This is a genomic window from Halomonas sp. H2, from assembly GCF_050215315.1.
In the GTDB taxonomy this organism is placed as follows: domain Bacteria; phylum Pseudomonadota; class Gammaproteobacteria; order Pseudomonadales; family Halomonadaceae; genus Vreelandella.
The window spans coordinates 2,352,729-2,374,256 of the sequence record NZ_CP189760.1; the positions used below are offsets into that span (position 1 = coordinate 2,352,729).

The 21,528-nt window shown below is 54.0% G+C and carries 24 protein-coding genes; 7 read left to right on the forward strand and 17 right to left on the reverse strand.

Features of this window, described 5'->3' with window-relative positions; translation table 11 throughout:
- Nucleotides 1-77 precede the first annotated feature (77 nt).
- Nucleotides 78-1,745 carry a glucose-6-phosphate isomerase gene (gene pgi / locus ACQE2I_RS10955; protein ID WP_427028142.1) on the forward strand — a complete coding sequence of 556 codons (1,668 nt, stop codon included), beginning with the start codon at nucleotides 78-80 and terminating at the stop codon, nucleotides 1,743-1,745.
- Between the two features lie 157 nt (nucleotides 1,746-1,902).
- Here the strand turns inward: pgi and ACQE2I_RS10960 are convergent, their stop codons facing one another.
- From ACQE2I_RS10960 to ACQE2I_RS10980, 5 genes are all read right to left on the reverse strand, one after another.
- Nucleotides 1,903-2,400, reverse strand: a complete 498-nt coding sequence (locus tag ACQE2I_RS10960) for a hypothetical protein (RefSeq protein ID WP_427028143.1) — start codon at nucleotides 2,398-2,400, stop codon at nucleotides 1,903-1,905.
- A 39-nt stretch (nucleotides 2,401-2,439) separates the two neighbouring features.
- A complete protein-coding gene (locus tag ACQE2I_RS10965; protein ID WP_427028144.1) occupies nucleotides 2,440-2,550 on the reverse strand; it encodes a DinB family protein in 111 nt (36 codons plus the stop codon).
- The gene (locus ACQE2I_RS10970; protein WP_427028145.1) at nucleotides 2,514-2,987 is read right to left on the reverse strand and encodes a DinB family protein; all 474 of its coding nucleotides are present in this window, start codon (nucleotides 2,985-2,987) and stop codon (nucleotides 2,514-2,516) included. The genes ACQE2I_RS10965 and ACQE2I_RS10970 overlap by 37 nt, the downstream gene beginning before the upstream one ends.
- A gap of 69 nt (nucleotides 2,988-3,056) precedes the next feature.
- On the reverse strand, nucleotides 3,057-3,788 hold the full coding sequence (locus ACQE2I_RS10975; protein ID WP_427028146.1) for an SDR family oxidoreductase: 732 nt from the start codon (nucleotides 3,786-3,788) through the stop codon (nucleotides 3,057-3,059).
- Nucleotides 3,789-3,938: 150 nt separating this feature from the next.
- Nucleotides 3,939-4,901: an IS1595 family transposase gene (locus tag ACQE2I_RS10980; RefSeq protein WP_427028147.1), complete on the reverse strand. Its 963-nt coding sequence runs from the start codon at nucleotides 4,899-4,901 to the stop codon at nucleotides 3,939-3,941.
- 111 nt (nucleotides 4,902-5,012) lie between these two features.
- Here ACQE2I_RS10980 and ACQE2I_RS10985 point away from each other — a divergent pair, with 111 nt between their 5' ends.
- Both ACQE2I_RS10985 and ACQE2I_RS10990 read left to right on the forward strand, forming a co-directional pair.
- Nucleotides 5,013-6,086, forward strand: a complete 1,074-nt coding sequence (locus ACQE2I_RS10985) for a PA0069 family radical SAM protein (protein WP_427028148.1) — start codon at nucleotides 5,013-5,015, stop codon at nucleotides 6,084-6,086.
- A gap of 42 nt (nucleotides 6,087-6,128) precedes the next feature.
- The gene (locus ACQE2I_RS10990) at nucleotides 6,129-6,428 is read left to right on the forward strand and encodes a winged helix-turn-helix domain-containing protein (RefSeq protein ID WP_427028149.1); all 300 of its coding nucleotides are present in this window, start codon (nucleotides 6,129-6,131) and stop codon (nucleotides 6,426-6,428) included.
- Here the strand turns inward: ACQE2I_RS10990 and ACQE2I_RS10995 are convergent.
- The 4 genes from ACQE2I_RS10995 to coxB are packed head-to-tail and all read right to left on the reverse strand — an operon-like array spanning nucleotide 6,425 to nucleotide 12,600.
- Nucleotides 6,425-8,611 carry a heavy metal translocating P-type ATPase gene (locus tag ACQE2I_RS10995; protein ID WP_427031444.1) on the reverse strand — a complete coding sequence of 729 codons (2,187 nt, stop codon included), beginning with the start codon at nucleotides 8,609-8,611 and terminating at the stop codon, nucleotides 6,425-6,427. The two genes, ACQE2I_RS10990 and ACQE2I_RS10995, sit on opposite strands and share 4 nt — an antisense overlap.
- Before the next feature lie 47 nt (nucleotides 8,612-8,658).
- Nucleotides 8,659-9,015 carry a hypothetical protein gene (locus tag ACQE2I_RS11000; protein WP_427028150.1) on the reverse strand — a complete coding sequence of 119 codons (357 nt, stop codon included), beginning with the start codon at nucleotides 9,013-9,015 and terminating at the stop codon, nucleotides 8,659-8,661.
- 4 nt (nucleotides 9,016-9,019) lie between these two features.
- Nucleotides 9,020-11,560 carry a cytochrome c oxidase subunit I gene (gene ctaD / locus ACQE2I_RS11005; RefSeq protein ID WP_427028151.1) on the reverse strand — a complete coding sequence of 847 codons (2,541 nt, stop codon included), beginning with the start codon at nucleotides 11,558-11,560 and terminating at the stop codon, nucleotides 9,020-9,022.
- Nucleotides 11,557-12,600, reverse strand: a complete 1,044-nt coding sequence (coxB, locus tag ACQE2I_RS11010) for a cytochrome c oxidase subunit II (protein WP_427028152.1) — start codon at nucleotides 12,598-12,600, stop codon at nucleotides 11,557-11,559. The genes ctaD and coxB overlap by 4 nt, the downstream gene beginning before the upstream one ends.
- Before the next feature lie 36 nt (nucleotides 12,601-12,636).
- Between coxB and ACQE2I_RS11015 the strand changes: the two genes are divergently transcribed.
- Nucleotides 12,637-13,098 carry a DUF2231 domain-containing protein gene (locus tag ACQE2I_RS11015; RefSeq protein ID WP_427028153.1) on the forward strand — a complete coding sequence of 154 codons (462 nt, stop codon included), beginning with the start codon at nucleotides 12,637-12,639 and terminating at the stop codon, nucleotides 13,096-13,098.
- Nucleotides 13,099-13,108: 10 nt separating this feature from the next.
- Here the strand turns inward: ACQE2I_RS11015 and ACQE2I_RS11020 are convergent, their stop codons facing one another.
- The 8 genes from ACQE2I_RS11020 to ACQE2I_RS11055 form a co-directional block, all read right to left on the reverse strand.
- A complete protein-coding gene (locus tag ACQE2I_RS11020; protein WP_427028154.1) occupies nucleotides 13,109-13,534 on the reverse strand; it encodes a CopD family protein in 426 nt (141 codons plus the stop codon).
- Between the two features lie 78 nt (nucleotides 13,535-13,612).
- A complete protein-coding gene (locus ACQE2I_RS11025) occupies nucleotides 13,613-14,413 on the reverse strand; it encodes a DUF2797 domain-containing protein (protein ID WP_427028155.1) in 801 nt (266 codons plus the stop codon).
- A 28-nt stretch (nucleotides 14,414-14,441) separates the two neighbouring features.
- The gene (locus ACQE2I_RS11030) at nucleotides 14,442-14,726 is read right to left on the reverse strand and encodes a YeaC family protein (RefSeq protein ID WP_427028156.1); all 285 of its coding nucleotides are present in this window, start codon (nucleotides 14,724-14,726) and stop codon (nucleotides 14,442-14,444) included.
- 10 nt (nucleotides 14,727-14,736) lie between these two features.
- Nucleotides 14,737-15,588, reverse strand: a complete 852-nt coding sequence (locus tag ACQE2I_RS11035) for a rhomboid family intramembrane serine protease (protein WP_427028157.1) — start codon at nucleotides 15,586-15,588, stop codon at nucleotides 14,737-14,739.
- Between the two features lie 228 nt (nucleotides 15,589-15,816).
- Entirely contained in the window at nucleotides 15,817-16,803 is a 987-nt protein-coding gene (locus tag ACQE2I_RS11040) for a metallophosphoesterase (protein WP_427028158.1), read from the reverse strand.
- Between the two features lie 2 nt (nucleotides 16,804-16,805).
- Nucleotides 16,806-17,738: an NAD(+) kinase gene (locus tag ACQE2I_RS11045; protein ID WP_427028159.1), complete on the reverse strand. Its 933-nt coding sequence runs from the start codon at nucleotides 17,736-17,738 to the stop codon at nucleotides 16,806-16,808.
- Between the two features lie 63 nt (nucleotides 17,739-17,801).
- Nucleotides 17,802-18,671, reverse strand: a complete 870-nt coding sequence (locus ACQE2I_RS11050) for a carboxylate/amino acid/amine transporter (protein WP_427028160.1) — start codon at nucleotides 18,669-18,671, stop codon at nucleotides 17,802-17,804.
- An 88-nt stretch (nucleotides 18,672-18,759) separates the two neighbouring features.
- Nucleotides 18,760-19,305 carry a YqaE/Pmp3 family membrane protein gene (locus tag ACQE2I_RS11055; RefSeq protein ID WP_427028161.1) on the reverse strand — a complete coding sequence of 182 codons (546 nt, stop codon included), beginning with the start codon at nucleotides 19,303-19,305 and terminating at the stop codon, nucleotides 18,760-18,762.
- Between the two features lie 241 nt (nucleotides 19,306-19,546).
- On the opposite strand from ACQE2I_RS11055, the gene ACQE2I_RS11060 reads away from it, so the two are divergent.
- The 3 genes from ACQE2I_RS11060 to ACQE2I_RS11070 all read left to right on the forward strand — a co-directional run bounded on the left by ACQE2I_RS11060 (nucleotide 19,547) and on the right by ACQE2I_RS11070 (nucleotide 21,418).
- Nucleotides 19,547-19,954 (forward strand): CBS domain-containing protein, encoded by a 408-nt coding sequence (locus tag ACQE2I_RS11060; RefSeq protein WP_427031445.1) that lies wholly within the window; start codon nucleotides 19,547-19,549, stop codon nucleotides 19,952-19,954.
- A 253-nt stretch (nucleotides 19,955-20,207) separates the two neighbouring features.
- A complete protein-coding gene (locus tag ACQE2I_RS11065; protein ID WP_427028162.1) occupies nucleotides 20,208-20,567 on the forward strand; it encodes a hypothetical protein in 360 nt (119 codons plus the stop codon).
- A gap of 17 nt (nucleotides 20,568-20,584) precedes the next feature.
- Nucleotides 20,585-21,418, forward strand: coding sequence for a helix-turn-helix domain-containing protein (locus ACQE2I_RS11070; RefSeq protein WP_427028163.1), 834 nt, complete (start codon nucleotides 20,585-20,587; stop codon nucleotides 21,416-21,418).
- Nucleotides 21,419-21,528: the final 110 nt, after the last annotated feature.

The following is a 21,528-nucleotide window of genomic DNA, read 5'->3' on the forward strand; positions in this document are numbered from 1 at the left end:
TTTTTTATGTAGTATTTTTACATAACGCCACTTTTGTATTTGATTACCACGTTCACTTATAACAAACGGATCGCCCTATGTTTCAGCTCACTCGTAGTGTTACCTGGCAGGCACTCGAACGCCTGCGCGACAAGACCGCTAACGACCGCATTCGTGACTACTTCACCAATGACCCGCAGCGCTTTGAGAAAATGAGTTTACGGGTGGGCGGTCTGTTTCTTGACTACTCCAAGCATCACGTCTCCGATGAAGTGCTTACCAAGCTGATTGAGCTAGCCGACCACTCCGCCCTGGTACAGCGCCGGGCACAGATGTTCTCCGGCGATATTATCAACGTTACCGAAAACCGCCCAGTACTGCATACGGCTCTGCGCCACTTAGGCGATGAGCCGGTTTATGTGGACGGCGAAGATGTCATGCCGGAGATCACCCGCACCCGCGAGCAGATCAAACTGTTCTCAGAGGCGGTACGCAGCGGCGAGTGGAAAGGTTACAGCGGCAAACGCATTAAAGACGTGGTCAATATCGGTATTGGCGGCTCCGATCTCGGCCCCAATATGGCGGTTCGCGCGCTGCTCAAATACCGCCACCCGGAGCTGCACTTCCACTTCGTCTCCAACGTGGACGGCACCCATATCCAAAAGGTGCTCTCGCGCCTTGATCCAGCCACCACGCTGTTTATTGTCTCCACCAAAACCTTCTCTACCCAGGAGACACTGCTAAACGCCAAAACCGCAAGGCGTTGGTTTGTAGAGAACGCTGGTGAAGACGCCGACGTGGGCGCGCACTTTATTGCCGCCTCCACCAACCGCAAAGCGGCGATGGAGTTCGGCATTCGCGAAGAGAACGTGTTCGAATTCTGGGCCTGGGTCGGTGGACGCTACTCAATGTGGTCATCCATCGGGCTGCCGATTGCGCTTTCGATCGGTTTCGAAGGCTTTATCGAGCTGCTGGAAGGCGCTCATGAGATGGATAACCATTTCATCAATGCGCCTTTCTCGCAAAATATGCCGGTGCTGATGGCGCTGATTGGTATTTGGTACATCAACTTTGTCGGTGCCGAAACCCAAGCCATCGTGCCCTACGATCAAGCTTTGAACCAACTGCCCTCTTTCCTGCAGCAGCTGGATATGGAGTCTAACGGTAAGTCGGTGGATATTTTCGGCCACCCGGTGAATTACAAAACCGGCCCGATTGTCTGGGGGCAAACCGGCTCCAACGGCCAGCACGCCTTCTTCCAGCTGCTGCACCAGGGCACCCGCTACGTGCCCATCGACTTTATTGCCTCACTCAAGCCCGAGCCCGGCGTGGAAGACCACCACTTCGCCCTGCTGACCAATATGCTCGCCCAGGCCAACGCCTTTATGGAAGGCAGCCAAGGGGATAGCAAAGAGCTAAGCCAACACGACCCCTACAGCTGCCCCGGCAACCGCCCTTCCAGCACCCTACTGCTGGATGAACTAACGCCCAAAAACCTGGGGGCACTGATCGCGCTCTACGAGCACAAGGTGTTTGTGCAAGGGGTCATCTGGAACATCAACTCCTTTGACCAGTGGGGCGTGCAACTCGGCAAACGCATCGCCGGCGAAATCAGCGAACGCATCGACACCAACGCCGCCGATTTCGACACCTCCACGCAAGGCCTGCTGGAACTGGTGCGTGCCCACTTCGCCAATGGCGGCAGCAGCGAAAAGGAAACCGCACCGGCCAGTGCTGATAAGAAGCCATCACGGAAGGAGCGTTGAACGGATAGGTTGGTAAATCGATAGAAAAGCAACGCCTTGGCTTGAAAGAACCAAGGCGTTCGTTTTTGCATATCTAGGGCAAGCTACATAACAACCATAAACTAGAGAGTCAGAACGAACTTTAGACTGTACCGCTACAGTGGATATTTACCATCGTCTACAAACCTCCACCTGCGTACTTAATCTTCTTATATAGCTTACCCATAGAATGGGTTCCTACTATCAATCCCATGCTGAGCACGATAACGGACAGCGAACCATAGGCAATAATACCTCCCCAGGCCCACTGGCTAATCGCTGTGCCTATATGTTGAACAAACAGATAGACGCCTATGAGAAAGCTACCTGCCCGCACCATGCCTGCTTCACTAATATTTACACCTGACTCTGCGGCAGAACCAGCATGGATTTTGTTCGCTAATGTCCGCGCTGAAAACCACAATGTTACGCCCACTACCATGGGTATCAACGCCCCTGCTACCAACACAGGTAACCACTCGCTTCTTGACTCACCCGAGCCTGAGCTAAACAGTATCGGTGACACTGACAGAAGAGGATTCAGCGCAAGGTAAATTGCTAATACCCGTATCAGTAGGATCGAAAAAACGTTCATAGCACCAGTTTTAAAGTCAGTATATTCATAGGTCGTAATCACAAATGGATCACCCGATTAATCTGTTACTGCTAATTAACCTTATGCCTCATCCGGAATCAGTTCCAACAGATCTGTGACACCAATATCGATACCGGCCTGGGAGCACAAAGTACTTAACTGTCCGCGGTGGTGGGTTTGGTGATTGAACAAGTGAACAAGTGAACAATCAAGCTTGAGTAGCGCCGTTTTGAGGCCACTCCTTTTATGTTGTCATAACTCAGCGTGGTACTCAACTCGTCATCTGTGAGCGCCGCTACCCAGTTAATAATCACGGTATCGAGCCATTGGCGATGCGCTTTCAATCCCTTCAAGTCATCAAAGAGGATCTGATCAAGACGAGCTGGTGTAGGTAGTGCCACCATTACCTCAAGCGTCCGTGCGGAAGAAGAGGCATGTGTTGCAAACCGTTTGAGCCAAATCGTGTCGGCTACCACGATGTGGTTCAGTGTGCCAAAAATCGAGCCGAAGAACGCGCCACGCTCTTCAGTCAGTTCAGAGTCGCTCAGCTTACTGGCGGCATCATATAGTTTAGTGTTCATCCACTGGTTATAAGTGGCCAACTGTTCGAAGTGTTGTTGAAGTGTCATGAGTTAAGACCTTTCCTTGTCAAAAGCAGCATCCATTTAGAACGTTTGAAATATAGGGGAAGAACAGCATTACCGCCCGCCTGCTACATCAATGAATGACCCCGTTACATAAGAGGCTTCGTCCGATAGCAACCAAGCGATGGTATTAGCCACTTCTTCAGCGCTACCGCCACGCTGCATAGGAACCTGGGGAGCTAAACGGTCAACCCGCCCTGGCTCTCCACCATCGGCATGCATATCAGTGTAGATAAAACCGGGACGAACAGCGTTAACACGAATCCCCGAGCCAGCAACTTCACGTGACAACCCCTTGGTTAGGGTGTCCATGGCACCTTTCGATGCAGCGTAGTCAACATATTCAAAGGGGGAGCCTGTTTGCGAGGCAAGCGATGAGACATTGACGATTGCACTACCTGCTGGGAAGCGCCTGACGGCTTCTCTGGAACACAGGAAACAGCTAACCACGTTGCTATTAAGCACTTGGTTGAAGCGCTCAAGGTCGATATCGACCAGCTTGGATTGAGTAAACAGAATGCCTGCATTATTAACCAAATGCGTCACCTCGCCAAAGCGCTCTTCTGCTGCATCAAACAGGCGAATAACGTCAGCTTCACTACTAACATCCGCTTGATAGGCAAACGCTCGGCCACCGTTACGTACAATGGTATCCACCACTTTATTCGCGCGATCCCTGTTCGCAAGATAGTTGACGCACACTGCATAGCCTTTTGCGCCCAGCAATTTTGCGGTGGCTGCTCCGATACCTCTGCTTCCACCTGTCACGATGGCCACTTTCGACATAACGTTTTCTCACTGTTTTTTTGATCACAAACCCACCTAGCACATTAAACCCACGATAGTTCTTTGGGTAGCGCCCTTTTAGCTACTGCAAGTTAATTAATTGACTGGCTATTGATTTCTTTGCCCTTCACAACTACTGTATATAAAAGGCTATGTTGGCATCTGCTGTTGGTCAGCGCCTATCGCCGCACGAAGCCACGCTTCCTCGGCTGGCCTTGTGGTTTCAAATAACCGTCGCCATGCCAAGTAATTAGGTAAGTACGCTGTCCCCACCCCATGAAAGCGCCCCATCCACCCCTTCAAGCGGCTCATATAGCTGTTCACGTTCTGAATGTGGTATTCCTTGCCGATCACTCGCTGATTATCGAATACGATGAGTCGATGATGGGCAATGCCGTAGTCGCGAGAGAAGGTTTTATACCAGCTGTGTCCGTCAGAGCATAAAATCGAGTCGCGATCGATGATCGGCGCCAGAAACTCATGAACAGTCGATTTTTGGAGCGCCGGATCAACCAAATCACTGACCTTTCCATTACGGTCTCGCGCAATAAGCACCTGAATTTTTTGTTCTTTTTTCTTAACATTGCCTTGTCCCCCACGCTTGCGAGGTTTGCGGTGAGTAATCTGACGCTTTCCTTTGCAGGACTCCAGGAAGAAGGTTTCGTCTACCTCAATGATGCCGGATAGTGGGTTGGCATTGTCTTGAGCACTCGTTTTCAGGAAACGATGACGCCATCGGAAAGCCGTCTTCAAATCAATACCCACTCGGGCCGCTGAGGCGCGCAACGTCAAGCTGTCTCGCATGCAGCGCAGGTAGTCGAACCATTTATCTCGATGTTGCAGCTTGGCTAAGGGCTTGCCTGTAAGGGCGTTGAATGTTTTGTGACACTCGGGATTCCGGCATCGATACCGCTGTAGGCCACCGCTGCGTCCCCACTTAACAGCGTGCTCGCCGCCACAATGTGGGCATGGAAAGTGATGGCTTAAGGTATCAATCAGAGTGTCTGCCTGTGAGCTGATTTGCCCAAGAAGTCGTTCCGCTATGTATTTCTTGCGCTCAACAGGAAGGCTGGAAAGTGTCCTCTCAAGGATTTTGAAGTCTGCTTTCTTCATGGCGCTCTCCACACGAAGGCTACACATACAGTATTTTATACAGTATATTTAAAGCACATCAACAGAAGATGACAACATAGCCATATAAAATCATGTAAAAAGAGGTGAACCATGACATCTCTTGGCCCACCAAGCTCCTATAAGGGTCGCGGGGCAACGTACGACCCGCACAACCGTTTTGCGCCTACCCGTAGCGTAGCGGAAGATGACGGCTGGTGGCGGGAAGAGGCCTCTACGACTATCGCCACCGAAGTGCGAGAAGAAGTGAGCAAAAGCGCGCTGTCGTGGAATAAATCGCCGGATTTACCGTTTGATCGCTCGCTTAATCCTTACCGAGGCTGTGAACATGGTTGCGTTTACTGCTACGCACGACCCTCGCATGCTTACTGGGATTTGTCGCCAGGGTTGGATTTTGAAACCAAACTAATTGCCCGCAGCGGTTTAGTTGAGCGGTTAAAAGAGGAGCTTTGTCAGCCTAATTACGTATGTCGTCCTATCAACCTTTCCGGTAACACCGACTGCTACCAGCCTTTAGAAGCCACCCACCAAACCACCCGGCGTTTGCTGGAACTGCTATTGGAGTGCCGACACCCGGTAACGTTAGTGACTAAAAGTACGCTGGTGCTGCGCGATTTAGAGCTACTAGCGGAAATGGCCGAGCACCGTTTGGTACGTGTATTTGTCAGTTTGACCAGTCTGGATGCCAATTTAAAACGCACCTTAGAACCACGGGCGGCTTCGCCCCAGGCGCGTTTACGGGCAATCCGCGAACTTAATACCGCGGGCATCCCAGTGGGTACGCTGATTTCGCCGGTTATTCCCGGACTAACGGATCATGAAATCGAAAAGCTTTTGGAAGCCGCTAGCCGCGCAGGCGCACGCACGGCTGCCTGGATGCTGCTGCGCTTACCCTATGAAGTCGCACCACTATTTGAGGCGTGGCTAGAAGCCCACTACCCCGAGCGCGCCACTAAAGTGATGAGTTTAATGCGCCAGTGTCGAGGTGGTAAGGCGTACGATGCCAAATTTGGAAAGCGCTTTCGCGGTGAAGGAGTCTTTGCAGACTTAATTGAGCAACGCTTTGCCCGCGCGAGCCGCCATTGGAAGTTGCAGGATCGCACCGAGCAGGGCTTAAACACGCGGGATTTTCGCCCGCCACGGGCGCAGCAAGATTTATTCATTTAAGCTAGGCATCGTCGTAATTTAATTTGCTGCAAAGGAAGACAAATGCCCGCTCTTAGCAAAACCAAGTCAAGCTTTTACCGACGCTTGTATGTTGCCTATTTGATCGACCAGGGCGTTGCCAGCGTGCCTGCATTAATCGAAACCACCGGCATGCCACGGCGCACCGCACAAGATACGATTACGTCACTTGCCGAGTTAGATATCGAATGTGTATTCATGAAAGATGACGGCGAGCGCCATAACATTGGCCGCTACCAAATACGCGATTGGGGTGCGATAAACCCACGCTGGGTGGCAATGAATGCAGAGCGCCTCAAGCAAACGCTCGGCTATGCTGTTTAGTCCTTTTCTTCTGGCTCTGATTCTGGTTCTGGCTCTGATTCTGGTTCTGCCCATGCTAGCCGCGCGGCATTCAGTGTGACGCTTAACGAACTTGCCACCATGGCGAGTACTGCCACCAAAGGTGGTATTGCCATGAGCACCACCAAACCTAGTGCTACGGTGTTATAGAGTGCTGAAAAGCATAGGTTTTGAACCATGATGCGCCGGGTGCGCTTGGCGATACGGAGTAGTTTCACGACCCCGCCAATTCCAGGTGTCATTAGCTGTGCGGAAGCGCCTTCCTGGGCGGCCTCGCTGGCACTTAGCGGAGCAATACCCACATCGGCCGCGGCTAAGCTCAAGGTATCGTTCAAGCCATCACCCACGTAGAGCGTTGGCGATGGTAGCGCCTGCAATAGCCGCGCTTTGGCTTCGGGTGATCGCTGTGCATAGCAGGCCTCTCGCGCAAGCCCAACACGCTCACCTAACCCACTCACCGCGCCCTGTCGGTCACCGCTGATCATTGCCACTACATAACCTGCAGCAAGCAGCCATTTCACGCTTTTTGCAGCGTCGCCCACCGGTTGATCGGTAAGATAGAGCGTGGCTAGCCAACCTTCGTCATCGGCCACCATTACTTGAGAAGCAAAGGCGAGCGTTGGGTCCTCCGCCTGGGAAGGAAGCACGATGTGCTGACGAGTAAGCCAGTGGGCACTACCTACCATCACCCGTTCACCATTGCTTAGTTGCACACGGCGCCCCTCCCCTGGGGATTCGCTTACTTCCAAGCATTGCTCAGTGCGCTGGCCATGCTGGTTGGTCGACCAGCGCCCCAACGCTTGCGCCAACGGGTGTTCGCTTCCCGCAACGGCAGCGCTAAGCTTGCGCTGCAACGTATTTTTCTCAACGCCTTCCCGCGCCTGCCAGTGCAGCACTGAGTGAGTACCGGTTGTTAAGGTGCCGGTTTTATCAAATGCGACCGAGCGAATACGCGCCAAGGTTTCGAGGGCGGCGGGATCACGCAGCGCAATACCTTGCTGCATGGCTTGTCCGCTACCCGCCAGACTTGCCAGCGGCACCGCAAGCCCCACAGCGCAAGGGCAAGCGACCACCAGCACCGAAAGCGCGCGCACAATCGCCTCCTCCCAGCCCAAACCTAATAGCAATGCAGCGGGGAGTATCAGTAACGCGAGTAATAGCGCGAGCGGGCTTAGCCAGGCGGCAAAGCGGTCAGCAAGCTTCTGCAATTCGCCTTTTTTGGCCTGATAGCGGCGCATTTCATCACACAGTCGATCTAGCCGCCGCTTACCTACCCCAGCGCTTACCTGCATAACTAAAGGCGTAGCGCCCAGGTAGCGGCAGCCTGCGTAAACCCTTTGGCCGGCACTGAAGTAGCGCGGCAGGCTTTCGCCGGTCAGGGAGGCGGTGTCTATCCAACCAGGCGCTTCAAGAGTGCCATCAAGCGCCACCAGCTCACCGGGTGCGAGCTCAACGCGCATACCCGCCACCACCTTGTCGTCAGGAAGCGCTAGCCAGGCTTCATTTTGCCAAGCGTTAATAGTTACCTTGGGCAGCGCCAGTGCATCCAGCGCTTTTAGCCCTCGATGGCGGCACAACGTTTCCACTAGCCGTCCGACTAGCAGCAGGACAATCAGCATCACCGCTGTATCGAAATACACCTCGGCAGAACCGCGCCACAGCAGCCATATTGAGACGAGCACGGCACTCAACACCCCAAGGCTGACGAGCACATCCATACCGGGGCGTTTGGCAAGCAGCGTGCGCCATCCTGCACGGTAAAAAGGCACGCCCGCGAACAGTACCACGGGAAGTGAAAAAGCCCCCGAGACCCAAGCAACCACTAGCTCAACCTGCTCATTGGGCGGCTCACTGGGCAAGGCACCGGCATAGATCAATAGTGAGGCGAGCATGGTCCACATACCGAACAGCGATCCCACCAGCAGCCTCAGCGTTAGGTAGCGGCTCTCCTCTTCTAAGCGCGCATGGGCGCCTGCTATTGGCTCCAGTGGGGTAAGCCGATAGCCCAGGCGCTTTATTTGAGGCGCGAGAAATGAGAGCTGAGTCGCAGCAGGCGTGCCGCTGATACAGAGTGTGGCGCTGGGGTAGTGCACGCTAACGTCACGCACGCCATCATGACGTTTGATAGAGCCCTCCACGGCCAGGGCGCAACTGGTGCACCACATGCCATGGAGGGTATAAAGCTGCTCGGTATCCGCTTGCGCTGTACGGCTCACAGACAAGGCGGAATGCCGAGAATCGGCATTGCGGCAAACATAACGCCTAAGGTAGAGAAGAGATACAGCCCGGCAGAAACTGCCGCATTAAAGCGCAGTCGCCCGACATGCCGATGGGCCATGCGATAACAGCCCAGTGTCAGCGCCGCTAATAGAGCGATTGCTGCCAGACTGACGAGCAAAAGCATCCCATTAACCAGCGTAAACACGCCCTGTTCAGGCGCTGGCGGCGCTACTGAACATGCCACTGCATGCCCCCCGTAAACAGCCACAAACCAGATACACCAGAGCGTTAAGCCAATCACGAAATGCAATGGATGAGTAAGGTGTAGACGCTGCATCGAAGTAGCCATCAGCTTAGCTCCCTATCACGCGGGGCAGCACGGCAAGCGCGCCCACAATGATCCAGAATGTGACGACGTTATAACGCCACAGCTGGACAACCACGGCAGGTTCAAACGGCGCATGGGCGCCCACATAGCCGTAACCAACACGTAGACCCTGTAGCAAGGTAAGAATGGCGCCTAAGCCACCATGCAGCAGCGCATACACCAGCCCCACCATAATAATTGCATCATGGGAGGTCTCGGTAACCGCCAGGTCTGCGCTCAACAGTACCCATAGCGTGAGCGCTACCTGCACAAAGCCTAAAGCGCTTATGCTAAACATCCCCAGCGCCAATCCTGCATCGCGCTGCTGGCGTAAGCCGCGCACCAGTTTTTCGAGGATTCCCGCGCCAGCAGTTAGCACCACTCCGGCAACGGCCAGCCCCACCAAGGAGAGCGGTGAGGTCTCGGGCATACGCCATTCAGGCGAGACCGTCCACAGGTAAAACCAGCCAAACAGATACGCGAGAAAAAGCGAACCATTAGCGACTAGCGTCATCGACATAGCCCACAGGCCAGGGCCATCCATGGTGCGCGAATGCAGCGGCGGATCACCAAGCGCCACATGTGCATCCGGGGCCGCTTTAGGATGCGCCCCGTTCTCCCACGACCAGCGCAGCAGAAATACTACCGCTACAACTACGGCGATACCCGCCAAGAGATAAAGCCGCGTCAGTAAACTAATACATACGACCGCCAGCGCCATGGCCGCAAACAGTGGCCACCATGAGTTACCCGGAAGGTGAATGATTTCGCGCACTTTACCGGTGATGGGGTCGGTGCCCCACATTTCACGCCGGCCGTGAGTCGCCACCGCCAAGCTATGCTTGCCTTCGGCCATCGTGCGCGGCAAGTCCGGATCATCCCAGAGCGGATGACGGGTATCGACTTTTGGCAGGCTAACAAAGTTATAGGCACTGGGCGGCATGCTATTGGCCCACTCCAGCGTGTCGGCGTTCCAGGGGTTATGCTTGGCAGGTTTACCAAAACGGAAGTGCAGCGCGATATCCAGCAGCACCATGGCAATACCCGCCGACATTACAAAGCTACCCACTGACGATATGAGATTGAAGATATCCCAGCCCATGCCCGCATCGTAGGAGTATACCCGCCGCGGCATGCCCAACAGACCCGTCCAGTGCATAATCAAGAAAGTGGTATTAAAGCCGCAAAACGTCAGCCAAAACCCCCATTTACCCAGAGTTTCAGACGGCATACGCCCGGAGAATAGCGGCAACCAGTAATATAGCCCGGCGATCAGCGGGAAGAACATCCCGCCTACTAGCACGTAGTGCATGTGGGCGACGACAAAGTGGGTATCGTGCACCTGCCAGTTAAACGGCACCAGCGCCAGCATTACTCCGGTTAAACCGCCACATACAAAAATAACCAGGAATCCTACGATCCACAGCATCGGTAGCTTCATTTTAGGTTTACCCAGCCACAGGGTGGCTAGCCAAACAAATACCTGAATCGCCGTTGGCACCGCGACCAGCATGCTCGCCGCGGAGAAGAACGCTTGGGCCAGTTGCGGTATCCCCACGGTAAACATGTGGTGAACCCACAAACCGAAACTGATAAAGCCAGTGGTAATAATCGCAAACACCACCCAACCGTAACCGACAATCGGGCGTCCCGCGAAGACCGGGATCAAGGTAGAAACAATCCCCGCCGCGGGTAGAAAGATGATGTAAACCTCAGGGTGACCAAACAGCCAGAAAAGGTGCTGCCAAAGGATCGGATCGCCGCCGCCAGCGACATCAAAAAACGGCATTCCTACCGCACGCTCAAGCTCAAGCAGAATACTGCCCAAAATCAGCGGTGGAAATCCGACCACGATCATCAGCGCCATGGCGAGGATATACCAGGCAAATAGCGGCATCTTATGTAGTGCCATACCCTGGGTCCGGGTGCGCAGTATCGAGACGACAATTTCGACCCCGGCAGAGAGCGCCGAAATCTCAACAAAGGTAATCCCTAACAGCCAAAAATCAGAGCCTAAATTAGGCGAATACTCACTGCTGCTCAGCGGCGTGTACATAAACCAGCCGCTATCAGGCGCCATTTCTAACACCAAGCTAAACGTCAAAATGATGCCGCCAAACAGGTAGCACCAATAACCCAGCGAGGTCAGCCGAGGGCAGACCAGATCGCGGGCACCGACCATCTTGGGAATCATATAAATGGCTAACCCTTCCAGTATCGGGATAGCAAACAGGAACATCATCACCGTGCCATGCATGGTGGTGACTTGGTTATAGATATCGGGGGTCATGAAGTCTTGATCGGGCAGCGCCAGCTGGGTGCGCACCAACATGGCCAATAGGCCCCCAATCAAGAAAAACACCATCCCGGTGACCATAAACCGCAGGCCTAGCGTGGTGTGGTTAACAATGGTGAGTGCTTTCAAACCACGCGGGTTGCCCCAAATTTCATGCAAATCGTTGTGCAAACGATCAGGGTTCTCGGGTAAATCACCTTGAGGAGTGGCTTCACGATTAATGGTGGTCATGGGGTCAAGGTCTCCAGCCAAACACCCAGGGACTCCAAGGTGGCAGATTCAATATCATCGTGGGGCGGCATTTTATTGCCCGGTTTTAACACCTGGTGATGCTTCAGCCAGTGGCTTACCGCGCCCTCCTCCATGGCCATACTGCCTGCCCCCAAGCTAGTGCGACTGCCCAGGTCGGAAAGATTCGGCCCTTCTCCAGCAGTTGATAGCCCCGCTACCCGGTGGCAGCTTGCGCAATGGCTCATAAATGCCTCCCTGGCAGGTTCATGCTGTTGACCATTGACGGCTAACGAGGCCAATTGGCCCTCTTGGCGGGCAGCCAACCAAGCCTCGTACTCATCGCGCTCGACGGCTTCCACATAGAGCTGCATTTGAGTGTGCTGCGCACCACAGAACTCCGCGCACTGCGCGCCAAACACCGCCGGTTGATCCGCCTGCAAACGAATTTTATTAACACGCCCGGGGATCATATCGATCTTCCCGCCCAAGCGCGGCACCCAAAAAGCGTGGATAACATCCGCCCCGGTGACATGAAAATCCACCGGCTCGCCAGCGGGCATAATCAGTTGGTTGGAGGTCACTACCTCGCCGCCGTGCGCATCCGGGTAGCGCACTTCCCACCACCACTGATGGCCAACGACTTCGATGACTTCCGGTGGCTCGCTCAACGGCAGCGGTAGCAGCCGCTGACCGGTAGGTACGCCGAAGGTCAATAGCGCGGTAACACTCGCCACCGGCAGTATGATGCCGCCACCGATAATCCAGCGGCGTGCTACTCGGCGCTCCTCGGCTGGGGTTCTTGTCACCGGCTTGCGCTTAAAGGTGTAAAGCCACAGCGTGATGACCGCAATAAATACGACACTGCCAAAACCCAGCATCACCCACCAAATAATTACCACATCTCGCGCGGCTGGGCCTGCTGGGTCTAGAATAGATTTATCACCTGCACAACCGGTTAGCAGTAGCCCAGTGAGCATCGCCAGCAAAGCACTTAGTCGGTTGACCCGCCGCTGGGTTAAGCGTTGAATACTGAGCCTCATCCCTCGAATTGCTGTTTCTGCCCACAGGAAGTGATCATGGCAAAACCTCGTCAACGCTCGATTAAAAGCCGCGCATCTCTCGCCGGGCACCCGCTTCATCCCGTGATGATTCACTTTCCCGTTGCGGCGCTGATGGCGCTGGTAGCAAGTGACATCGGCTTTTTGCTCAGCGGCGATCCGTTTTGGCTGCGTGCCAGTTTGTGGCTGGCCGGTGTCGGCGCTTTTGGCGGCTGGGTTGCCAGCATGGCGGGCATTATCGATCTGGTCACCGTGCCGCGCATTCGCCGCCTGATTACCGGCTGGAGTCACGCCATTGTGGCCGTCGTTATGCTCTCGCTGGCATCGCTTAACTGGCTGTTGCGCTTCAATGACCCCAGCGCGATATTGCCCTGGGGATTGGCGGTATCGCTGTTGACGGCAGGCTTGATAGCCTTGGCTGGCTGGCTGGGCGGGCAGTTGGTCTATGAGCACGCAGTGGGCGTCGAGGTGGAGGACTAAAGCCATCGGTTTAGCTCCAGTCCAGCGGTTTGGCTAACACGAAGGTTAATACGCTTAATATGCCTGCCAACGCAACACATAGTGCCGTCCAGTTGGCAGGCTTTACCCAGCGGTAATGGCCCATCTCCAGGCGCAAAATTAACCAACCAAAACAGCCGTGAGCAGCCACCATGGCAACCACAGCCACAAGCTTTAAAATCAGCCAGCCGCCCAATATGCCATGGATCAGAAACAGCAGCGTGCCCGAAGCGATTGCCACTAACGCGGCAGGGGTCGCGATGGAGTTATAAAAAAATCGTGGCATGGGCGGCGTGCCCTGGGCAAAGCCAGAATCTTTACGTAGCTGAAGCGCCTGACTCAACAAAGCAGGCATATAAAGCAGCGAGCCGCACCAGATTACTAGCGCGGCAATGTGAAGCAGTTTAAGCCATGGCATCAGGGCTTCCTTGCGTTGCATAAGGCGGGATCATTCAAATCCTAACCTTAGTCAAAACACCCTCATCTGGCTAGCCGCTTAACTCACTTGTATCTCGTAACCTGTGAATTTGCGAAGGTTAATTACCCCGCTATCGAGTAGCAAATACTGCCCCTTAACGCCTTGTAACACGCCCTCCACCAGCGGCTGCTTATCGAAGTTGTGCGATACTACTTTCTTCGGGAAGACGCTAACCGGATAGTGAAAATGCTGGGCTGGTTGTTCCAGCGTGCGAATCGCATCCGCCCCATGGGTCTCACGCAGTTGGTTCAACCCATCGCCTAGCAGGCTCAGCAAACGGTCACGCTCGGCGCATAAGTCCATTACCTCGACGTCCCCTTTTAGCATCGCACGCCAGTTGGTGCGGTCTGCCACCTGCTGTTTAAACAGCATTTCGACAAACCCGGACTGCTGTCGCGTATCGACCTCTAAGATTGGTAGCGCCTGAATCGCGCCTTGATCCAACCAGCGGGTAGGCATTTGGGTTTTGCGGGTAATGCCGACTTTGAGCCCCGATGAGTTAGCCAAATAGACGATATGCGGCTGGAAGCAGTGCCGCTCGCCCCACTCCGGCTCACGGCAAGTACCCTGAAAGTAGTGACAGGTTTCCGGTTTCATGATGCAGGTATCGCACTGCGCCAACCGCTTAAAGCAGGGATAGCAGTGACCTTGAGCAAAACTTTTTTTGGTCGCTCGACCACAGTGGGTACAGGCAATCGCGCCGGTCCAGCGCAAACTGAGCGGCTCGCCGATACGCTCATTAAGCCCAACGCGGTGTTCACCGGCGCGCAAATGGTAGGCCACCTGCTCTTCTTGGCGGCTAGGTAATACAGCCGCCATTTTGCTTAAACACCCTTGTACTGCCGCTTCAATCACGCGTGGCATCCCGAGCCAGGCCGGCCATTTCGGGTGTTACGTTGGCGCCACTGGCTGTTGCTCCGCAGGTGCGCTGCTCAAGATACCCAACGCGGTTCTCTTCCGGCACGTTGTTCTCAGCTTCATAACGCATAACGGCTTCCAAACAGAGTTCCGTCTGCTCTGGCGTTAAGCGGCGCCCATCGGGCCATTTGCGCAGCGATACTGCCTGTTTAAGGCTTTCATAAATCGCCGGAGTCATCTGGTTAATCATTTTCTCGAACGTCATTTCGCTCATTGCAGGCCTCTTAACGATTTTTCAAACGGCGGGATGAATAATACCAGCCTGTGACCAGCCCAACGAGTAGCCCACCTAGATGTGCCTCGTTGGCTACATTGCCAAAACCAACACTGCCAGCCATATCTGTCATGGTGAACACCATCCACCCGAGCATAAATACCACCAACATCTGGGGGACAAAAAAGCCACTTTGCGGTACTCGCCGCGACATTAACCAAACGTGCGCCAGCAAGGCGTAAACCACCCCGGACATACCACCAAACAGTACGGTGCCGGTTATGTACTGCGCCGCATTGGCACTGATACCCGCCACGACCAGCAGCAGTAGCATGGTTCGGCTGCCCTGCAGCGACTCTATCTGACGGCCGAAATACCACACCCACATCAGGTTAAAGATTAAATGCATCCAGCCAAAGTGTAGGAAAGCAGGCGATAGCAAGCGCCATACTTGCCCTGAGGTAAGCGTTTTCATCAGATTACCGAACACCAGCTCACCACCTGAAATACCGATGGGCACGATGGTCAACGTGACGATCAGTTGGTCGCCAAATACGCCGATGAGAGCAAAGACGATCAGGCTAATCACAATCATCAACGCAGTGATGGGCACCTGACGAAGTGACGCCAAGGAAGTGGTCAGGGTGGGTGAACGCTTAGTGGACTGTGGGACGACGAGAGGCTCTCCACGCTTCCAACGCTCCACCAGCGCGTTTAGTTCAGCGTGCTGGCGTGGGTCGGCGATCCATAGCAGTTGACCATCGGCCTCATCGGTAATGCGGTGACCAATACGGTGACGCCAAAGCGCTTGGCGCAGTTCGTTCGTATCCGCGTGATCGGGCAAAAGCATCACTGGATGCATAACATCCCTCTAATCAATGCGCTAGCGGCACGCTGTGCCGCAGCGGGTAGCTATTATGTGCGCTCTCGGCGGCCAACAAACAGGCAAAAAAAACCGGCGGTGGAAACCGCCGGAAAATAAAAGCAAGGGATCATTCAAGGGAACACTTACTCTGATAGCCGACAGCAGGGTTAGTTCAGCCGTTTTGCAAAAAATATGTAACGTTATGTAATTTTTTAAAAGTAATTGTCAATCGAAATCGATTTCCCAGGGTTTGGGCAGCGCCCGCTCCTCTTTCGGTACCTTAATCCAGACAAAATGATCGGCGTTCAACACCGTCTCACCACTCCAGCGGTAGGCGACTAAACGACCATATTTAACCGCGCTATAGTCTAAACAGGCGATATTACTGGCCGGAAGTGCTGGAATTCCTTCGCACCAGTAGTGGCCGATAAACAGCGGCGGCTGTTCTGGCCCATAATAACTCAACTGCTGATGGTCTTTGGTGGATAGTTCCCGGGTTTCAAGATCGCCGGGCAAGTTATCCGGCTGGAAGACCACATCGCCCCACTGTTTTGGCGCCTGGGCCCAAAAGTGAGCGCGAAAACTTTTTCGCGTAAAGCCATCGCCGGAGTGTATCGCAATGCCTTCAGGTAGTGAGACATGCGGGCCGCGGGTGAGACGATCTAAAATCCGAAACGCCTGGGTGGCTGGATCGGTGGATTCAATCAGAAACTGCGTGTCCATGCAGCCATCGGGGCGACGCTGCTTGAGCTCTTCAATTAACTGAGCGTCCCAGCAAGCGTGTACGACGCGTATACCATCAATTTCTAAACAGAGCGGTATGGTTTTAAACCACGCCAATGTATCGTCCCATTCGTTGGTGTAGTCGCGATACTGCTCTAGGGTGTCTTGGATAATGCGATTATGCCGGGGAGTATGCTCTCGCAGCCAACGCTTGTGGCTGCCTGCAGGCCCGGGGTGGGTATACGCCAAGGCGTTATACTCGTGATTGCCCATAACGATATACGCTTCGCCCTGCTCCACCATGCGGCGGGCGATAGTCACCGCTAAGCGGATGCGTGGCCCACGATCAATTAGGTCACCGAGGAAAATGACTTTGCGACGAGGATGACGGTAAACGCCGCTGCGCTGGTGATAGCCCAATTTTTCGAGTAGCGCGGCAAGCGTTGCACCGCAGCCGTGGACATCGCCTATTAGGTCATAGCCCTCCATACTTAATCCCCCAGCCGATGGCTCCAGCCTAATTTGCTACGTAGCACTTCGTAGAAATTATGTCCGATAGGATGTACTAGCTGAACGCGTTCAGGTTTGCGGGTAATCACCAGAACATCATTCGGCTTAGCCACTGCGCGGGTTTGCCCATCGCAACTAATATGCGGGTAGGTATGATTGGTTTCGCCAATATGGATGCGAATCTCGCTAGCGGAATCAATCACAATCGGGCGACTTGAGAGTGTATGGGGAAACATCGGCACCAGCGTTACCACATCGAGCTTGGGGTGCATAATCGGCCCGCCGCCAGAAAGCGCATAAGCCGTAGAGCCAGTGGGAGTGGCAACAATTAAACCATCGCTACGCTGGCTGTAGACAAACTGGCCGTCAATAAACAGTTCAAACTCGATCATGCGCACCGCTTTGCCGGGGTGCAGCACCACTTCATTTAAGGCTTCGCCATTACCAACGGCAACGCCATTACGGTAAAGCACCACATCGAGTAGGAAACGCTGCTCAATCTCATACTCCCCGGCCAGCACTTCGCCCACACGGGTTTCCAGCTCATCTGGGGAAATATCCGTGAGAAACCCAAGGCGGCCCCGATTAACGCCTAAAATCAACGTGCCGCTGCGGCATAGCGTACGCGCGGCGCCCAGCAAACTGCCATCACCGCCAACAACAATCACCAGATCGCACAGCTCTCCCAGCATGCGACGGCTGGCTTCCGGCTGGCCATGCTGAGGTAACGCGGTGGCCGTGCGATCCTCCACCAACACGCTGTACTCATGAGCAACAAGGTAAGTGACAAGCCGCTTAAGGGAGTCGACCACTTTGTCACTACCCAGCCGACCAATCAGCCCGATGGTTTTAAAGGGTCTGCTTGGCCGCTCTAAGGTAGACGACATAGCACTTGATGGTGAGGTGTTGCTCATTGGCCGACTCTCGCTAACATAAGCCGCCATTATGGAGACACCTTACGTATCGGGCAAATAGACTTAGCTAGCGACGACCTGACGACGCTGGCACCACCAGTGGTTTAACCACAGTGAGGCGGCCATGATAAGCGCCCCTAACAAAAGCCGTGGAATATCCGCATCGCGGTTCCAAATCACTAAATTAACGAGCAGGCCCGCGGGTACCAACGCATTGTTCATAATCGCTAATGTGCCTGCATCCACTTTGGTGGCACCCTGGTTCCATGCGAAATAGCCCACCCCCGAGGCGACTAATCCTAACCAAGCCAGTACGCCCCACTGCACTGAAGTAGTGGGCAGTGCAGCGCTATTACCGAAGAGTAAATACGCGGGCAAAGCCACACACATTGCACCCATAAAGAACCAGCCAAACACGTTGTGCCACGCCAGGGTCGGCGGTAAATCAGCCACTAAGCGGCGATAGCCCACTTGGCCAATGGCGAAGCAAAGGTTAGCTCCTTGCACCACCAAAAAGCCTGCCCAAAAGCCACTATCAACGCCGTCATAACGAATCACGCCAGCGCCTACTACCGCTAACAGCGCGGTGACAATATAGATCGGCGTAAAGCGTCCAAACAGCAGATCATCCAGCAGCGCGATATAGATCGGTGTAAAGATGGTGAACAGCAGAACTTCAGGGACTGACAGCAGTAAAAAGGATTGATAGAAGAAGGTGTACATAACGCCCAACTGAATGGCGCCCAATGCCATTAACGCCAGCCGCTGTTTACCGCGTAGTAAGCTGGGTCGCAAAAATGGTAAGAACACCAGCATCGCAAGCGCTACTCGTAGCAGCACGGCAAAATAACTGTCGACCTGCCCCGCCAGATACACGCCTATTAATGAAAATGAGAATGCCCATAGCGCCGTGACGCCAATTAAATAACCCATCGTAAACCTCAATAAAATATTTAGTTTACGTGGATTATACGTAAATGGCTGAAACTGCCAAGTAGTAAACGTCATTAGCAGTCATTGGTTAACGCCGTTTCAGCCACCAAAACGCATAAACAGCGCCGGGTAGCCAGCCCGCGACAGTTAGCAACAGTGAGATTACCACGCGACGGCTACCGCCCGCGGTTAAGCCCACCACTAGCGGGGGCAGGAGTAGCGCCAGAGCAAGGTAGGCAAACGTTAACCCCGCGGGTTCTGCCATGGGCTGTTCCTTTTGCTGCGCGGATGGCGGCGTGGTCTGACCAGGCGCTGGGGCAGTCGCAGCTTTGGACGGTGGAGTAAAGTACTCCACCGTACTACTCGACGCTGGCTTAGCGGCGGCCTTTGCCGCACGCTCTTGGGCGAGCTGGTGAGCCTCTTTATCGATTTTCTGCTCTAGGGTTTGCGCCCCTTCAGCAAGATCATCGTGGTGGCGCTCCCAGTCTTCCCAATCGTGGGGCGTGCCCGATTTAGGCCGCTGCTGACCAGAGCCTCGCGCGCGTTCCCAGGCTTTCTCTTCCAAGGTATTCGGGCGATCGGGGTCTCGGTCAAGGCCCACCCCTTTACGGTTTAGGTACTCACGTGCATCCATAAAAGGCTCCTTGATGTGGAAAATATCAACAATGTCGGGGATTAGAAAATTTAATCAGTAGAAGATTCAGTACTTACAGCGTTGAATAAAGAGTGCTTACAGACAGCATCTGTCACATTAATCACCTACAGTGAAAGAGTCGATTCTAGCTTATCGCCAACAAAGACAACTTATTAGATGGCAGCTTCAATCGCGCCTTGTTCGCCACCGCGCTGACTACGATGAGTAAGGAATGCCCATGATGAATAGAACAACCCCCAACATCGTCCGCGATATCATGTCTCGTGATTGCTACCGTGTCTCGCCCGACGCTTCAGTCACCACCCTCGCCAAGGGATTAGCGCTGCACCGCTTGCCCGGCGCGCCTGTGGTTGATGCATCCGATCGTTTAATCGGCTTTATTTCTGAGCAGGATGTCATGGGCCGTGTGTTGGATAGTATTTACCATGATGACGAAGCGCCACTGGTGAGAGAGATGATGCGTCACGAGGTGCTCAGCGTCTCTCCTAATAAAAGCATTACCGACCTAGCCCAGGAGATGCTTGGCGCTAAACCTAAAATCTACCCGGTGGTGGAACAGCAGCGGCTGATAGGAATCGTGACGCGACGTGATATCCTAATTGCGCTACTGGCGATGCGACGCCATTAGCCGCTTATTTAGATACCGGCAAACAGTTAACTATTAGCCAAAAAAAACCGCTACTCATGGAGTAGCGGAAGCAAGGGATCAAAACAGTAGAGCCAGAACAACAACTTTAGCGACTGCTATCGCGTTGTTGGCTGTACTAACTCAGACACGCTGTGCAGGAAAAGTTCGCAAAAAAGTAAAATTTTCGACCCAAGCGGCGTCAAGCGTATAATTTATGAGCAATTTTTATTCTTAACGCCTGGGAGCATTGCGAATGGCGCTGTATCTATTAGTTTTTGGGGTGTGCTTGCTAGTGATTGGCGCAGTAATACTCGTGCTAATGACCTCAAGCACCCCGCGCTACCGCACTGAACCCAACGATTTACTGGCGCTATTTGATAAAGCACTGGATAGCCAGGTCAGCGAAACGGAATGGAATGCCATGATTGGCTATCCCATTCGGCACAATGAGTACCTGGATAGCATTAGGCGGCGTGCTGCGCATCTAATGGAGCAACACGGCCGACGCTGGATGGTAGCTCAAGGCAAACCGCTGCTTAATCAGGAGGGTCACGCAGAACTTAAGGCCCTTCGCGACCATTTGTCCGCCCATACTGCCCTCCGCCAGCAGTAACGGCTTAGGAGACCTGCATGACCAGCACCATTCGACAAATTCCACTCGCCAGTGCTACGCACCACCACACCCATGATTTTCATCAAATTGTGATCACGTTATGTGGTTCATCAGAATTCGAAATCGAAGGGCTGGGTGGGCGCGTTAATGCGTTTTCAGGCTGTATCGTGCCCGCTAATCATGAGCACTACTACTCGGGCAATGGTCATAACCGACAACTAATTTTCGACCTGCCTGAAGATGCCCCAGCATTAACCGGTGAAAACCACGAATTAGTAGCGCTGTTTGACGCGCCGCGTTTTTTTGGCCTGGATAACGCCCTGCGTCACTACTTAGCGTTTATGGAAAGTGAACTTGCTCAAGGGTTTGATGCCGTCACCAACTCCTTTCAGCAAGACCGCTTGGCCGCCACACTGTTGGGGTCTCTTAAAGCCCGGTTAGGCACAGCCACCGACGCCAGCCAGCGGCGCCTGGACTTAACGCGAATCAACCGCTTTATCCACCAGCATCTTGCCGATGACCTACGCGTTGCCGATTTAGCGCGACTCGCCTGCTTAAGTGAAGCGCATTTCTCCGACTGCTTCCGTGCGCAAACAGGGCTTTCTCCCTGGCAGTACGTTAAAAGCCAGCGGCTTCACGCGGCGCGCCAGTTGGTGCTGCAAAGCCGACTGCCGCTCACCGATATCGCGCTGCAAACGGGTTTTGCCAATCAAAGCGCACTCTCCCATGCTTTTCGCCGCAGCTACGGCTTATCGCCGCGCAAACTGCGTCAAGGTGTTGGAGCACCGGTCGCATTGAGTGCCACTAGCGCTACTTTAGGGTCACTAGCAGGCCAGCAAAAACTCTACTAAAGTCGTAAAGATACTGCTCTTGCCGGGGAATTGACACGTTTAGCCTTGAAACCAGCATACATCTGGGTTGGCCGCGCTCTACATTCGCTGATTAGCTTGGGCGTAACGCC